This is a genomic window from Terrimonas ginsenosidimutans (assembly GCF_022012415.1).
Taxonomy (GTDB): Bacteria; Bacteroidota; Bacteroidia; order Chitinophagales; family Chitinophagaceae; genus Terrimonas_A; species Terrimonas_A ginsenosidimutans.
On record NZ_JAKLTR010000026.1, the window covers coordinates 28,063 to 43,097 of the forward strand.

The following is a 15,035-nucleotide window of genomic DNA, read 5'->3' on the forward strand; positions in this document are numbered from 1 at the left end:
ACAACTATCAAAGATGAAACCCCTATCGCAAAAAAGAATCAGAAGAAATTTATCCCGGCATTCCAGCCAAACCAACCAATAAGCCTGTCGCTGACTGTAAAATTCCTGTATCCTTTTGGCGGGCCCGGGGAACGGTAACCTTTAACGGTAAAGTTCTGATCAGATAAATAAAGGGATACCGATGGTCCGGCGAAGAGAGAAATATACCTGCCCAGCTTTACATTAAGGTTTAGCTCGAGACGGTTCAACACATTGGTGTTATCCCATGCACCCAGATACATGGTCTGAGAATACAGTTCAGGATTAACTGTCAGCGTTTTTTTCTTGTTCAATGACAGTTCGGTTCCAAGGCCATAACCAAACACAAATGCTTTTTCAGTCTCGTCGGTTGTAAAACCAGCATGAAGAATACTGTACAGTTTGGAATTGCCTGTTTTAAACGCGACATTCACGTCAGTTAGTTCATTTGAAAAGAAAGTGAGTTTATGATAACCTTTCAATACAATATTGATGAGACCGATACTGTATCCTTCAGATGTATCAGCAATATTGATCAAACCGATCTGTACACCTTTCAATCTTTTTGCGTAGTTGATCATACCAGAGATCTGAACGCCATTCATCTCTTTGTTGCTTACGTTTGCGATACCGGCAACCTGTACACCCGAGATCTTTCGTTTGGAGAAGTTAGCAAGACCGGCAGCCTGTAAACCCTTTACCGTATCAGTAACATGGTTGTATACACCGGCCAGTTGAACTCCCGCGAGTTTTCCCCGCACAAGGTTGCTCACACCGCCGGCCTGTACTCCGACAACCGAATCAAGTACGAGGTTATGTATACCCGCTGCCTGGAAACCTGTCACAGATCCCCCAACGATATTAAAGAGACCGCCTGCCTGGAAATAACGCACCGATTTCTTATCTATATTGAAAAGTCCACCCAATTCCACGCCATTTGTGCCAGCTGTGTAACCTCCTATCGCATTAATAGAAACGTTATTCACCACCTGACCACTCAGCTTACCGTGTGTACCGAGTCCAGGAACAAGTGACATCTGGTAAGGCCGTGAGGTGAAGAACTTCTTCAGGTTGATACTCTGGATCTTCTGTTTGGCGGAAAGCAGAAAGCGGCCGGCCTTTGTGGTCTCCACCTTGCCAGAATCAGCAATGGCCATCACTGGGACGGCCACTACTGTATCAATATGTTCAATGAGAGGAGGAGGAATTTGCGCCACTTCATAGTCTTCCGGACTGATCACCGTTCGTTCCGCTTCATTTTCCAGCGGCATCATCGTGATCGTAAGCTCCTGGCTATGCCGCGGCTCGATTATGACGGAAGTATCTGCATAGAACTCCTTACTCAGTGTCAGTTCCGCCGTACTCCTTCTCCCGCTTTTAAGTTTCAACTTAAAGTAACCATCGCCAGTGGTCATCGTTGAAGCCAGCAACTTTTTTTCGTATACACTTGCGTCACGGATAGCATGACCTGTTTGTTCGTCATATACAAAACCACTGACAGAATAAACCCGTTCTTCCTTTACCGCACGATTGGTCACCACTGTCAGACGTACCGGCGCACGGCGGATAATGATGTAGTTCCCATTCTCGACAAATTCATATCCATTTCCGAAAAGCTGATCCAGTACTTCTTTCAGCGGTTTATTGTAGACATTGATGCTGACAATACTATCTTTTCTGATGATACTGGAACTATAGGAAAAATAGAACCTGCCTTTATTGCTTAGCAGCTCCAGTACGCGATCCACCCGCTGCCGGTTAACATCGATAGAAACATTTTTTGACAGGAGATCCTGAGCATTTAATTTAACCGATGTGACCAGGAAAATAAGAATAAGGTTTAATGCAAACTTTTTCATGTCCGTCTTCGCATCTAATCTTCAATGACGTAGCCGTCATCTGTTTTTGTGATCTCAATATTTAGTGTTGCACTGACCAGTTCCATCACCCGTTCGATTGGCTCATTTTTTAACGTGATATTGATCCGTTGGTTTTTCAGCGCTTCTGCATTTCTGAAATGGATCTTTACCCGGTAAGCTTCTTCAAGCGCTGCCACAAGCTTTAACAGCGGAGTTTCGTCGCAGACAAAAACCCTTGATCTGTAATAGCTGTGCAGATTATCTGTTACAGTCGTTTTATCAAATGTATCGCTGCCTTCTGCATGTAATTGTTCTCCCGGATGCAATTCAACTGTTTTGCCCTTTCTTGTCACCCGAACGATCCCGGTCTCAACGATCACATCCGTGCTGCCATTTTGCTCTTTAATATTGAATGATGTGCCCACCACAGTTACCTCGATATCATTTACAGAGATCACAAACGGCTTTTCCCTGTCAGGCGTTACTTCAAAAAATGCCTCTCCTTTGAGTTTGACCGGTCTTTTATCTCCTTTGAATGCGGAAGGATAAGTGATCGAAGACTGCTTATTCAGCATCACCATAGATCCGTCTGGCAATCTCTCGGTCAGCGTATCACCGGTTGTCTCAGCTATTACAGGCTGAGCTTCAGCTTCGCGGTTATTATAAAGCCAGTATGCTCCTGTAGCTAACCCCATCAGTACAACCACTGCCGCCGCGATATTTTTCCAGGCGAATTGCCTTTGCTTGACAGGAGCCGCAACGGGTTCAGGAATATGCAGTCCCGTACTTCCCTTTTGCACACGCTGCTGAAATCTTTGCCAGGCTTTATTCTCATCAACGGTTGAAGCAGCAGCAAGCCGGAGGCTTGTGTCCCACACTTTTCTGAGCTCATCAAAATAGGCATGGTTTGCAGGATCTGCAAAAAGCCATTCCTGCACAAGCTTTCGCTCTTCGGCAGAAGTTTCTCCAAGCAGGTATTTCACCAGCAGATCATCATTAATATGGTAGAATTTTTCCAGGGTGTGTGTATTAAAGGTTGATCAAAATAAAGAGGATCGGCAGAAACTCCACCAGCTTTTGCCGGAGGATCTTCAATGCTTTCCCCATTTGATTCTCTACAGTTTTTACAGAAATATTCAGTTCATCCGCAATCTCGCGATACTTCATATCACCAAACCGGCTGAGCTGGAAGATCAGGCGGCATTGTTCCGGCAGTTCTTCCAGGGCTTTCTTATACCGCGCCTCCAGCTCCTTTCCCGCTAACTTCCCCTGACCCTGCTCCGACTGGTTCTTCATGCTGTGTGCTACGTATAGCTGGTGATTTGACCTGACTTTCTGATGTTTGATGTAATTGAGGCATTCGTTGTGGATCGCCCTGTAGAGATAGGCGGCTATCGGACCATTGAACGACAGGTTTTCTGCCCGGTCCCATAATTTAAAAAAAACCTGCTGGACCATTTCCTCCGCCTCCGCCTCATCTTTGAGGATGGAACAGGCATAGACATGCAGGTTCTTAAAATATGTCTTAAAAACCTGCTCAAAGGTAGCTTCATCTTTTTTAGCCAGCAACGTGCTGATCGATTGGTCGTCTGTTTCCATTCTAACGGCCCTGTAACCTGTTTCTAAAATTAGTGCTGCGCCCAAAAGTAGTTTTTTAATAGAACAAGCGAAGTACCGTTCACCCCTATTTACGACTGAAAAAATCCCACGAGGAGCAAATGGGTGGCTGCCGGTAAAAGAAAAGAGCCTCCTTAACGGAAGCTCTTTTCTAAATAAATTGCCGGCCAATAGCCCGGACAACGGTTAACGGTCAACGGACGACGATCACTGGATCACTCCGCACCCGATCCTTGAACCCGCGTTACCCGTTGGTTGGGTTTTGTAATCATCAACACCGCTATGGACAATGAGCGCCTTGCCAAGGATACTGGAAGCCGCAGGCCCGCCGAGCGTCCAAAGGTCTGTCTCAACGCTGAGTTTTCCTTTTCCTTTGCCATCGAGCTTCACGTTACCTATATCCCCAAGATGGAAACTGCCTTCACCCCATTTACCGTGCTGGGCGCTGGTTGGATTCCAGTGGCCATGAGATGCATTACCGGAATCACCGCAATCCCCATGCTCATGCAGGTGGACTGCTACCGTAGAATTTGCTTTTTTGGGCACAGTTACCTCCAGTTCCAGTTTCACTTTCCCGTTTGCCACATCAAACTTTGCCAGGCCGCTCACGGTAGTGTCAGCCTTGGTTCCGTTCAGAACTGCTTCGGCATGACTGACCATTGGAGCAGAAGCGGTGTCATGACCGGAATGAGGTACAGAATCCGGGACAGGAGAAAAAGTTGCAGCAGTTGTATCGTCCCCATCTTTGCTACTGCCTTCGTTATTACAGGAAAAAAGAGCAACAGACCCGATGGTCAGGGCGAGCAATAAAGCTCCGGGCCTGTAAAAAGAATGTTTCATAAACGTTGATTTATTGGTGAGTTAAAAAATCCTGCTATAAATTAAGGCCCGCTCTCAGTCCCCAGAAAGCATTGTTCATTCCGTCTTTCAGCCAGGCTTCATATTTCGCCTGCACATCTATTCCCAGAATCCGCAAACCTATTCCCGGAGAAAGAATAAAAGCGGATCCGGATGCTCCACTACCGGTGAAGTTCGCCGCACCACCCTCCAGTTTGAAATAGATCAGTGGAGCCGGTCTGTACTTCAGCCCGGCACGGATAGGAAATGCTTTCAAATCCGGAATATTGGTTTCACCTCCTTCCGGGTTAACCAGCGTTTTACCATTGAACTGCATATAGCCCGCTGAGCCGGTAAGGCCGATCTTGCCGGGAAGACGGATATCTGCAGACACTCCTCCACCAAATCCCTGTTTATGGGTTTCCTTAAGATCGGATAAAGGCCAGCCTGCTTCTACATACGGTCCGATACTGAACCCTTTTAATTGTGCGGATGCCGGTGTCGCGACTGATAGCGTAATCGCCATGATGCAGATCGCAAGAAGATATTTCATAGAAAAAATTTATACCAGCTCTAAGACAAACTTCCTGCCATTGAAATACAGGATACAGGTTTGTTGAAGGAATGTTCGCATTTTTAATAAATTTTTCTGTAAAATGACACATGGAAGAAGTTTCCGGGGCATCTTGCTGCCCGGCTACTGGTACGCCGGCGTCATAGTGTTATTTCCTGAAGCTCTTTTCATATAAAGCGATCCATTCTTTGACTGTCATTTTTGATGACAGCTCTCCTATCAGATCATAAGGTATGATCTCCGGTTTTTTGAAACGGATACAACTCTTGCCCATGTCCAGTTTCGCAGTTACATGTTTTGGATATTCTTCCGTAAACCATTTCATCAGTAAAGGATCAGCGTAAATACCCATATGGTAAACGGCGATAAAATTTTTCTGCGACGCCAGGCCAAGAAATGGTAACGGCTGTTTGGGATCACAATGATAACCGTTTGGATAAAGGGAATGCGGTACCGAATAACCGATCATTCCATACCCCATCCCTTCTTTAAATCCCTCCGGGATATTGCCAGAGATGACTTCGCGCAGCTTTGTCATCGGAGCTTTCCGGTCTGCGGGCAATTCTTTGAGATACTGTGATGGCGTCTTTGCATCAGATGTCATGAGCTTTATATTATTACTGGTTATAGGGAGTATCGTTCGACTGGTTTTTCAATTGGTAGTCTATAATATATTATGAAATGAAATTACCGGATTTGCATGAGTGCGCTGTCATTCAAACATAGTCAACAGATATCCTGCGGTGGAACCCGCGGCCTTTTCTTACGGTTAGCCGGAGTCATCAGCAGAGCCCTCAAAAAAGAGCATTTCCAGTAATAAAAAGCCGCTGCACGTCTGCCCGCGGGGTATAAATTTCCCACCTGTATCCCTTCCTCCATACAAGTTATGCAGAAAAACGCTGTGGAATGAGTTTTGTAATTATGAATTAAAGACACTACAACAGTTTGCCTGATGTATACAACAACGTGTATACACAATAGTGTCTTTGCCAGTATCAGAAAAGCCCCGTCGGACTATTTGCAGAAAAAATCTTCATCTAATATATCTCTCTTGTTCATTCAATCATTCGTAACCTGTTAACTACTAAAACATGAAAAGAATCAGCTCTCTGTTAGTTTGCCTCGGCATGGCTTGCTGTGTCCTGGCACAGGACGACACCACGTCCACTCCCTCCGTCTCCGGTGGGTTTATTGGTGCGGGAAACTACTCCCGTTTTAAAATAACTGATCGCGGCAATCTACCGCTTGAATCTAAATGGAAATGGGGATATGCAGCCGGTATGTATTTTAATTTCCCTGTCAGCAGAGGTTTTTCAATAGAACCACAAGTACTTTTTTCAACAATGGGATCCTATGTTGAAAACAATTCTGTAGAGATCTCCAATCAGCAGATCAATTATCTTTCTGTTCCGCTGTTAATGAAATTTCATCTCGGTCACTACGTAGCACTGGCTGTTGGTCCTCAGTTTGATTTCAGCCTGTGGGCAAAAGAACGTAGAACGAAAGTCGATAACAAAGACAATTTCAAAGGAACAAGCATTGGCGCTACCGGCGGTATTGAATTCTTTCCTCACGGACGGGTCAGCCTGTACGGACGCTATACCCACGGTCTTACAAAGATCCAGGAACCGAGCAATAATCCTCCTTATGCTTATAACCAGTTATTCCAGGCCGGTCTTAAGTTCAAGCTGTTTGGTAACGCGAAAAAACCAGCACCTTTGCCTCCACCACCGCCAGCTCCGCCCGTTATTGTGGACTCTGACAATGATGGTGTAGCAGATTCTCTCGATAAATGCCCTACTGTACCAGGTATCGCGAAATACAATGGCTGTCCTATTCCTGACAGTGACGGCGATGGTGTAAATGATGAAGAAGACAAATGCCCTCAACAGGCAGGCTCTCCAAGATATAACGGATGCCCTGTTCCAGACAGTGATGGTGACGGCATTAATGATGATGAAGACAAATGCCCTAAAGAAAAAGGTGTGGCAAAATATAATGGCTGCCCTGTTCCGGATGGAGACAAAGATGGTATACCGGATTCTGAAGATAAATGTCCTGGTATTGCCGGCGTACCTGAAAATGGCGGTTGCCCTGCTATTCCGAAATTCAACGCAAACAATATCCAGTTCGTCACCGGAAAAGCAACGCTTACCGCGGCGGCTGTTCGTGAACTGACAGAGATCGTCGAGTATCTGAATAAATACCAACAGATCAAACTCGAGATCGATGGTCATACGGATAACGTTGGTAAGGCTGCAAGCAACCAATTGCTTTCCGAAAAGCGCGCTGCTTCTGTCAAAGCCGCACTGGTAAAACGCGGTATTGCCAGCGACCGCCTGACAACCGTTGGTCATGGTATGGATCAACCCATTGAAGATAATTCAACTCCCGCAGGTCGTGCCCGCAACAGACGCGTAGAGTTCAGATTCGCAGAATAAGCTGGCTATGGTTAATGTGTAAGAAAGCCGCCTCTCTATGGGGCGGCTTCTTTTTTAAAAAGAATACAATGCCTGAGCGGTAAACTGTTCAGGAGGTCAGCGTAACAGACCAGCAAACGACGTTTAAAAGTTTAATAGTTTAAAAGTTTAATAGTTTCACCAATACTTGTCGGATCGGCACTCGTTCATATATATATACTGATAATTTGAATGATCTCATGCAAGGATTGTTGCAGCATAAATTTATTTTTTTCTATAACGATCAATTAAACTATTAAACTATTAAACTATTAAACTATTAAACTATTAAACTTTTAAACTTTTAAACTTTTAACCTCTCCCCCCTACTCCATCGCCGCCAGCAGCGAAATCTTTTGCGTTGGCCGAACACTCACCCTGTAGCGTAACACCACATCATCATTATAGAGGAGATATAACCATTGCGTGGAGGCTGAGCTGACAACATACCGGTAGGTGGTTGAATTATTCTTCGTTGCCTGGGGTTTGATGAGGGCAGATTTTTCAGAATAGTAAAGTGATTGATCCAGGAAAGGATTGGCGCTAACATTCTTATCCGCTTCCCAGTCGGTACTGTTCAGTTCAAAACGCAGCGTGTCTCCTACAGCGGCATTGATCATTCCGGTAGATGGCAGATAACGGTTGATATGATACTTGACGAATGCTCTTTGTTTATAAGGAGAATGTAGAAATTCAGGGATCACTGGAGGATTCTCCATCAGGGTCCACTGGATCTCATCCGGATAGTGTTCCCGGATAAAGTCTTCCGGCCTGCTAAGAAAATACTGCTCATCAAAATGCTGCACATAACGATCCGTTCGATCGTCAATAAATCCGCTTGCCCATGTTACATCCAGCAGATACCATGCGCTGTCTGCATAAACGGCATTCCAGGAATGGTTGGATCTGAACCGCTGGATGCGCTTAAAAGTTTCTGTCCGTGCATAGCCTAACACCACCTCACTCCTGATCCCGGCCCTATCGCAAAGTATTTTGAACAGCCTGGAATAACCATCGCACAATGCCAGCCGGGTCCTGAACACAGACTCAGCAACCCTTTCATCAACCGGCTTCAGGATACTGGTGTCTTCATCATTACTGGCATAAATATCATCATGCTTATTGCCGGCATTGAACCTGGTACGGTAAGAAATGTTCGCCGTGATCCACCGGAAGATCGCTCTTGTTTTTTCTTTTTCCGATAAATAACCACGTGTTAGTTTTTGTGAGAGTTCGTTGAGACTGGTCGCTTCAACCGTGAGTGCATGCCGGTCGACATAAAAAAAGTCATCGCTGACCGACTGCGCGATAGCCGGTATAGTGATCAAAAATAAACATACGGCCAGCAGTGTTTTCATAATTAAATGATCGTTAAGGTACGAACAAAACGAATGTCCGCAAAAACGGGTAACTCCGGTTTCCGCAAATTGCTTATCTTAATGCAAACTACTGCTATGCGCTACTTTCTGTTACTGGTAAGTCTGTTATCTTTCTTTGCAGGCAACAGCCAGATCCTGATCTTCAATACCAATGTGCTGGATGTTGAAAAGAAAAAGGTCCTTGAAGGGTATTCCGTACTGGTGAATGACGGCAAGATCGTCTCGGTTGATAAAGCAGGTAAAGGCAAAACTACACCAGGCATCACCGTAATAGACGGCACGGGGAAATTCCTGGTTCCCGGCTTCGTCGATGCGCACGTACACTTCTTTCAGAATGGCGGCCTGTTCACAAGACCTGATGCTATAGACCTTCGTAAAGATCATCCTTACCAGCAGGAACTCAAATGGACACATGATAATATGGAAGATTATCTGCGCCGTTATATGAGTGCCGGCATTACCTCCGTGATAGATGTGGGCGCCAGCTTTAACTTTCTTTCACAACGCGATTCATTCCGTAATAAGCCATATGCGCCGGAAGTGTATATGACCGGACCACTTCTTACTACGTTTGTCCCCCCTGTATACAAAGGGTTGGATAAGGAAAGCCCGTTTATTGAGATGACCTCAGAAGAAGCTACCCGAAAGGGGATCAGAGATCAGTTGCCCTATAAGCCTGATTTTATCAAGATCTGGTATATCGTTATGGGTGCTGATAAGGAAGCCGCGGCGCGCAAAAGCCTTCCGCTTGTTCAGGCAGCGATTGACGAAGCCCATAAAAACAAGCTGCGCGTTGCTGTTCATGCTACAGAAAAGATCTCTGCACAACTCGCGGTAGAAGCCGGCGCAGATTTCCTGGTCCATAGTATTGATGACCCGATCGACGATCAGTTTGTTCAATTACTAAAGAAAAAAGGAACCGTGCTTTGCCCAACGCTGATCGTTGGAAGTGGATATGGAAAATCATTCGGTCACCGCTATACATTCACTACAGACGAGCTACAGCTCTCCAACCCGACCAATGTTGCCAGCATACTGGACTTTCCCTGGCCTGATACAGCGATCGCACGCAGGTATATCAAAGCCTCTTCCGGACCGGCTGCTGAAGCAAGAGAAAAAAAAGGAGATTCCATACTCGCATCCAATCTGAAGAAACTGATCGATGGCGGTGTGATCATCGCTGCAGGTACAGATGCTGGTAATATCGGTACACAACATGCCGGTTCCTATTTCCCTGAACTGAAAGCCATGCAGGATGCCGGTTGCACAACATGGGAGATCTTACAGGCTGCTACCATCAATGGAGCCAGGGCACTGGGCCGCCAGGATGAATGGGGAAGCATCAGCAAAAATAAAACTGCAGACATGGTATTGCTGAATGCAAATCCCATCACATCACTTGCCAACTGGAGAAATATTGATGTCGTGCTCTCCAGGGGGATCGTACTCAGACCGGATTCCCTTGTATACAACACCCCTGAAATGCTGGCTCAGCAACAACTCAATGCCTATAACGCGCATGACCTGGAAGCATTCCTCGCACCCTATGCAGATAATGTGGAGATCTATGATTTTCCTGGTAAATTAACAAGTAAGGGAAAAGAGGAAATGAGAAAGAATTACCAGTTCATCACGAAAACGAAAGGACTTTACTGCCGATTGCTGAACAGGATCGTTCAGGGAAATATGGTGATCGATCACGAAGAGATCTACTCCGAAGGCAGAAAACCGTTTACAGGAGTGGCTATCTATATTATGGAAAAGGGAAAGATCAGTAAAGTTTATTTCCCTGAGTAGGACCTATTACTTCTGTAAACATTCGTATCCGCGAATCATAACGCTGATTAACAGATAAGTTTCGAATAGCCGCAAATATCAGCAGATGAGCGCATTGATCTCCGCTCATCTGCGGGAGATTTCGTATCCCTTTCCATGGATATCATCGCCTGGCCCGACAGCCACCCGCCCGGAGATCAAACAATGATCATTTAACAACGCTTATGCCATACCAGTCAAAAGCAAGCGCCATCTTCAAAGCCGGCCTTCTCGCCGGGACGATGGACATTCTTGCCGCATTCATCAAATATTCCCTGGAAGGGAAAAAAGATGTGACCGTCATCCTGCGATACATCGCTACCGGGGTGCTCGGAAAAGAGGCTATGAAAGGAGGCCCTGGCATAGCACTGTTCGGACTGGCACTACACTATTTCATCGCATTTGTGTTCACTATTCTCCTGTTCCTGCTATACGAAAAAATGCGCCTGACGCGTTATCACCCATTATTAATAGGTTTCATGTATGGGATCTTCACCTGGCTGGCCATGAACCTGGTCATTCTGCCGCTGAGCCATGTACCCGGAGGAAGAGGGCCAATTAACTGGGAACAGGCCGTTATTGGCTCGTTAATATTGATCGCCTGTATAGGATTCCCCGTTTCACTCCTCGCAAGGAAGTATTATCTTTATAAAAAATAAAATAGAATAGCCTATGTCACTGCTCAACCAGAAAAATAGTAAAGACAAAAAGAAGGACAATAAGAAAGCGACAGCCAATGGCGCCCAGGGTTCTAAATTTATGCAGAAGCCTAAGTCGACCGGTTTTGTAAGCAAACAATCCAATACCGGCTCACAACGCGGCAGTTAAGCTGAAAATAGCGATATCGCCTGCCCGGATCCCCGCGGCGGGCATTTTTTTTCCGTGAAGGCCCATCCCGGAAAAATGCCGGTTGAGATGAATACCTGAACGGCGTTTTCTTTATGATTTTGGGTATATAACGACAGGATCGTCTACAGTTACGTATCCCCTAAATACCTGCTGCCTACCCGGAACCTGCTGAATTGCTTCCGGCACGAAAGTTCGGGCAATTATAAGACCCATGAGGCCATACTGCACTCCCAGCCTTACCCCTTCAGTTTAATGGTAATTGAGTGCTCATTCCCTCCCACTTCAAACGCTGATTCTTTAAAGGTAGCGGCCCGTGTCAATGGGTATTTATTGTTTGAAAAACCATACTTTTCCTTCGGAATACCCAGCATATTCGTGTCCATTTTGCCGTTATCATTCTTATCCAGGAATATTGCCACGGCATAGGTTCCCGGAGATATATTTTCAAATGGAATGTCTACAGCTTCTTTTCCGTCAACCTCCACGATCCTCTGGTACACCGCCTTGTCTGATTTGCGGAAATCATCCGCCGATCTATACCAACCGATATAAAGCTTGCCTTTTATCTTCTCCAGGTTGCTTACAGTCAACACAAACTTAGTTTCCGCGCTGCGGAAAGATATCAGCGGAAGAAAGATCAATAGGGTAAATAACTTTTTCATTGCTTTTGAGATTACGCAGCAAGATCAATGCCAGCGGACGCCTTGCCGGCAAAGGTAGAAGGTTTGAAAGTTTTACCGGTGACGGAGTTTACCGCATTAAGTCCGGATCTGTGGAACTTTCCAATCCTTAAACTTTTAAACACTTAAACATTCTAAGTTTTAAACGGTTCAAAACCCGCTCCTCCGTAACTTTATGCCCAAACCATTTTATATGAAAAACATCATTCTGTCAGTTATTCTTCTGTCCTTTATGGCGTGCAACAGTAGCAAAAAAGCCGCAAAAGAAGGCGATCCTTCACAGCTTGATGGCACCTGGGTGCTGAATTATATTTCTGGTCCGCGCATTGCCTTTGAAGGATTATACCCCGATAAGAAACCGCAGCTTATTATTACGGTGGAAGATAAACGCGTCAGTGGAAATACGGGATGCAACTCTTTTTCCGGACCATTGGTTGTAGATGGCAACAAGATCAATTTCGATCAGCCATTTGCCCTGACAAAAATGTTCTGCCCGGGCGAAGGCGAAACTGTTTTTCTTGAAACATTGAAAAAGGTAAATACCTGGTCTGTGTCCGGCGGAAACACGCTCAACCTGATCATGGGAGATATCGCTGTCATGCGTTTCAGCAAAAAGTAAGTTTGTTTTGATATCCCGCTTTTTGTTCATTGTTTTGTGATCATTTGCTGATCAAAACAAGCCTGTCCCCGTATGACCAAAGCTGAACTGCTTCATGAATTGTCACAGGAAACCTATGCTGCCCTGAAACCATCCGCTGTTCACGGGATCGGTGTATTTGCCATCCGTGATATTCCCAAAGGCTGTAAAGACATATTTTCAAAAAACGTGGGGGAATGGATCAAATTACCGATCGCTGAAGTGGAAAAATTACCTGACCATTCCAGGCTCATGATCGAAACATATTGTGTGTATGATGAACAGGATTACTACGTGCCGGATTATGGGTTTAAGGTCGTGGATATGGTAAACTACCTGAATCATTCATCTGACCCAAACCTGATCCCGGTCAATGATGGAGAATACTTCGAAGCCATCAAAGATATCCCTGCGGGATCAGAGCTATTTGTGAACTATGGAACTATCGTTGACGTAGAAGGTTATGATTGATCTTATCGCTTAAGGAACTTTCCCTTCAGTAATTGCTCCATCACCTCTTCTTTCAGGTTTCGGCTGATCGGAATATCATACGATCCTATCCTGATATTATTTCCCTCGATCGTGTCTATCCTGCCCGCCGCCACAATGAAAGACTTATGCGTTTTAATAAAACCTGCGCCTGTCAGATATTCTTCAACAGATCTGAAAGTGAGATAAGTGATGAATTTCTTTTCGGGTGTTTGTATCACTACATAGTTCTGTAATGCCTCCACAAACAGGACATCACGCAGGAAGATCTTCACCAGCTTATTATCTGCCTTGATAAAAAAGTGATCATTTCCCTGGGAACGATCTGTCCGGTTACTTTCCCGTACCTCATAATATTCTTTCGCGCGGAGTGCCGATTTGTAAAACCTGTCGAACGAAATGGGTTTCACCAGGTAGTCCAGGACGTTCAGTTCAAAACCATCCAGCGCAAACTGAGGATACGCCGTTGTCAAGATCACAGGAATGGAGGGTTGTACGGAACGCAGAAAGTCCAGGCCCGAAAGCTTTGGCATTTGTATATCGAGAAACAGCAATTGTATATCCTGCCTGCGGCTGAGCTCTTCCATTGCTTTCACCGGATTATCAAACTCTCCGGCAACAGAAAGGAAATCGATCTCTCCCACATATTCGCGCATGCCTTTACGGGCAAGCGGTTCATCGTCTATGATCAATGACTGGATTTTCATAACAAAGTCTTTTGCAGGTTTGGTGACTGATCCGTTTGTAAACGAAGTTCAACAACAAAACGATCTCCTTTACGCTGTATGGTCAGCGCATGGCTTGCAGGATAAAGCAGTTCCAGCCGCCGCCTGACATTTTTCAAACCAATGCCACTGTGCGGATCCGTCACTATCCTGTTTTCAGTTGTGTTTTCTATTTTGAAGATCAGCCAGTGATCTTTATGATCAAGATCTATATGGATCAGATTGGGCTGGTCACTATAAGCCGATACATGTTTGAATGCATTTTCAATGAAAGGGATCAGCAGCATTGGCTCTATCGTGAAATGGCGCAATGAAGCCGAATGATTGAAAGAGACTTCATACAACTCATCTTTCCGTAATTTTTGAAGATGAAAATAATCCTGCAGGTAGCGTAATTCCTTTTCGATCGGTACGCGCGATCCATTCATCTCATACAACTGATACCGCAGCATATCTGAAAATTTATGAAGCGATTCCCGCGCCTCCTTGTTTTGTTTATCGATCAGGAAATACACCGAATTGATCGAATTAAAAAGGAAATGTGGATTGATCTGGGATTTCAGGAAATTCAGCTCCGCCTCTGCCCGCTCCTTCGCGATCTCAGCCATCCTTTTTTGCAAACGGAAATAATCGATCATCAATTGAATTGCTGCTCCCGCAGTAACTAAAAAGAAATGAGGAATAACGTTATCGTATATACGCGTCTTCAGATTCTGTGAAAATGACAGCATCGCGGGAGCATTCATCACTTTTGCCAGTATCAGCATTTTGAGAAAGCTGCTGGTGACGATCATCAGTATAAAAACACTTGTAAAGGTGACATATTTTTTGCGGTAGAGTAACCGCGGTATCAACAGGTAATTGGTGATATATACCATTAAAGCCAGATCAAGGACTTTGATGAGCGTTACCTTAAAGGCAGTCGCCGCCCTGCTATAATCCTGGTGACGCAGAAAATACCAGGCACCGAAGATCAGCATCCAGAAGATGAGATGATGAAGTTTATATTTCAGGATCCAGGACCGTTGCATAGCCGAAATAAAATTACGTTTTCCTCCCGGTAAAAAGGTTTACATGAACGGCAGGTTTGAAGCGAT

The 15,035-nt window shown here is 45.2% G+C and carries 16 protein-coding genes; 6 read left to right on the forward strand and 10 right to left on the reverse strand.

The window, feature by feature from the left end:
- Positions 1 to 38: 38 nt before the first annotated feature.
- From LZZ85_RS26150 to LZZ85_RS26175, 6 genes are all read right to left on the reverse strand, one after another.
- Entirely contained in the window at positions 39 to 1,877 is a 1,839-nt protein-coding gene (locus tag LZZ85_RS26150) for an STN and carboxypeptidase regulatory-like domain-containing protein (protein ID WP_237876645.1), read from the reverse strand.
- A gap of 14 nt (positions 1,878 to 1,891) precedes the next feature.
- Positions 1,892 to 2,860 carry a FecR domain-containing protein gene (locus tag LZZ85_RS26155; RefSeq protein ID WP_237876646.1) on the reverse strand — a complete coding sequence of 323 codons (969 nt, stop codon included), beginning with the start codon at positions 2,858 to 2,860 and terminating at the stop codon, positions 1,892 to 1,894.
- Positions 2,861 to 2,906: 46 nt separating this feature from the next.
- Positions 2,907 to 3,521, reverse strand: coding sequence for an RNA polymerase sigma-70 factor (locus LZZ85_RS26160; protein ID WP_237876647.1), 615 nt, complete (start codon positions 3,519 to 3,521; stop codon positions 2,907 to 2,909).
- A gap of 180 nt (positions 3,522 to 3,701) precedes the next feature.
- Positions 3,702 to 4,334, reverse strand: a complete 633-nt coding sequence (locus LZZ85_RS26165; protein WP_237876649.1) for a superoxide dismutase family protein — start codon at positions 4,332 to 4,334, stop codon at positions 3,702 to 3,704.
- Between the two features lie 34 nt (positions 4,335 to 4,368).
- Complete coding sequence (locus tag LZZ85_RS26170; protein WP_237876650.1) at positions 4,369 to 4,884, reverse strand: outer membrane beta-barrel protein; 516 nt, start codon at positions 4,882 to 4,884, stop codon at positions 4,369 to 4,371.
- Positions 4,885 to 5,053: 169 nt separating this feature from the next.
- Positions 5,054 to 5,509, reverse strand: a complete 456-nt coding sequence (locus LZZ85_RS26175; protein ID WP_237876653.1) for a DUF1801 domain-containing protein — start codon at positions 5,507 to 5,509, stop codon at positions 5,054 to 5,056.
- Between the two features lie 487 nt (positions 5,510 to 5,996).
- On the opposite strand from LZZ85_RS26175, the gene LZZ85_RS26180 reads away from it, so the two are divergent.
- On the forward strand, positions 5,997 to 7,346 hold the full coding sequence (locus tag LZZ85_RS26180) for an OmpA family protein (RefSeq protein ID WP_237876655.1): 1,350 nt from the start codon (positions 5,997 to 5,999) through the stop codon (positions 7,344 to 7,346).
- A gap of 344 nt (positions 7,347 to 7,690) precedes the next feature.
- On the opposite strand, the gene LZZ85_RS26185 is transcribed toward LZZ85_RS26180, so the two are convergent.
- Positions 7,691 to 8,722, reverse strand: a complete 1,032-nt coding sequence (locus LZZ85_RS26185; RefSeq protein ID WP_237876657.1) for a transglutaminase domain-containing protein — start codon at positions 8,720 to 8,722, stop codon at positions 7,691 to 7,693.
- 96 nt (positions 8,723 to 8,818) lie between these two features.
- Between LZZ85_RS26185 and LZZ85_RS26190 the strand changes: the two genes are divergently transcribed.
- The 3 genes from LZZ85_RS26190 to LZZ85_RS26200 all read left to right on the forward strand — a co-directional run bounded on the left by LZZ85_RS26190 (position 8,819) and on the right by LZZ85_RS26200 (position 11,386).
- Positions 8,819 to 10,540 (forward strand): amidohydrolase family protein, encoded by a 1,722-nt coding sequence (locus tag LZZ85_RS26190; protein ID WP_237876660.1) that lies wholly within the window; start codon positions 8,819 to 8,821, stop codon positions 10,538 to 10,540.
- A gap of 203 nt (positions 10,541 to 10,743) precedes the next feature.
- A complete protein-coding gene (locus LZZ85_RS26195; protein ID WP_237876662.1) occupies positions 10,744 to 11,217 on the forward strand; it encodes a DUF1440 domain-containing protein in 474 nt (157 codons plus the stop codon).
- A gap of 13 nt (positions 11,218 to 11,230) precedes the next feature.
- A complete protein-coding gene (locus LZZ85_RS26200) occupies positions 11,231 to 11,386 on the forward strand; it encodes a hypothetical protein (RefSeq protein WP_237876664.1) in 156 nt (51 codons plus the stop codon).
- Between the two features lie 257 nt (positions 11,387 to 11,643).
- Here LZZ85_RS26200 and LZZ85_RS26205 read toward each other — a convergent pair whose 3' ends face one another.
- A complete protein-coding gene (locus tag LZZ85_RS26205) occupies positions 11,644 to 12,069 on the reverse strand; it encodes a DUF2141 domain-containing protein (protein ID WP_237876666.1) in 426 nt (141 codons plus the stop codon).
- A 211-nt stretch (positions 12,070 to 12,280) separates the two neighbouring features.
- Here LZZ85_RS26205 and LZZ85_RS26210 point away from each other — a divergent pair, with 211 nt between their 5' ends.
- Entirely contained in the window at positions 12,281 to 12,706 is a 426-nt protein-coding gene (locus LZZ85_RS26210) for an META domain-containing protein (RefSeq protein WP_237876668.1), read from the forward strand.
- Between the two features lie 72 nt (positions 12,707 to 12,778).
- Complete coding sequence (locus LZZ85_RS26215) at positions 12,779 to 13,195, forward strand: SET domain-containing protein (protein ID WP_237876670.1); 417 nt, start codon at positions 12,779 to 12,781, stop codon at positions 13,193 to 13,195.
- A 2-nt stretch (positions 13,196 to 13,197) separates the two neighbouring features.
- Here the strand turns inward: LZZ85_RS26215 and LZZ85_RS26220 are convergent, their stop codons facing one another.
- The gene (locus LZZ85_RS26220) at positions 13,198 to 13,920 is read right to left on the reverse strand and encodes a LytR/AlgR family response regulator transcription factor (protein WP_237876672.1); all 723 of its coding nucleotides are present in this window, start codon (positions 13,918 to 13,920) and stop codon (positions 13,198 to 13,200) included.
- Positions 13,917 to 14,969, reverse strand: coding sequence for a sensor histidine kinase (locus LZZ85_RS26225; RefSeq protein WP_237876674.1), 1,053 nt, complete (start codon positions 14,967 to 14,969; stop codon positions 13,917 to 13,919). The genes LZZ85_RS26220 and LZZ85_RS26225 overlap by 4 nt, the downstream gene beginning before the upstream one ends.
- Positions 14,970 to 15,035: the final 66 nt, after the last annotated feature.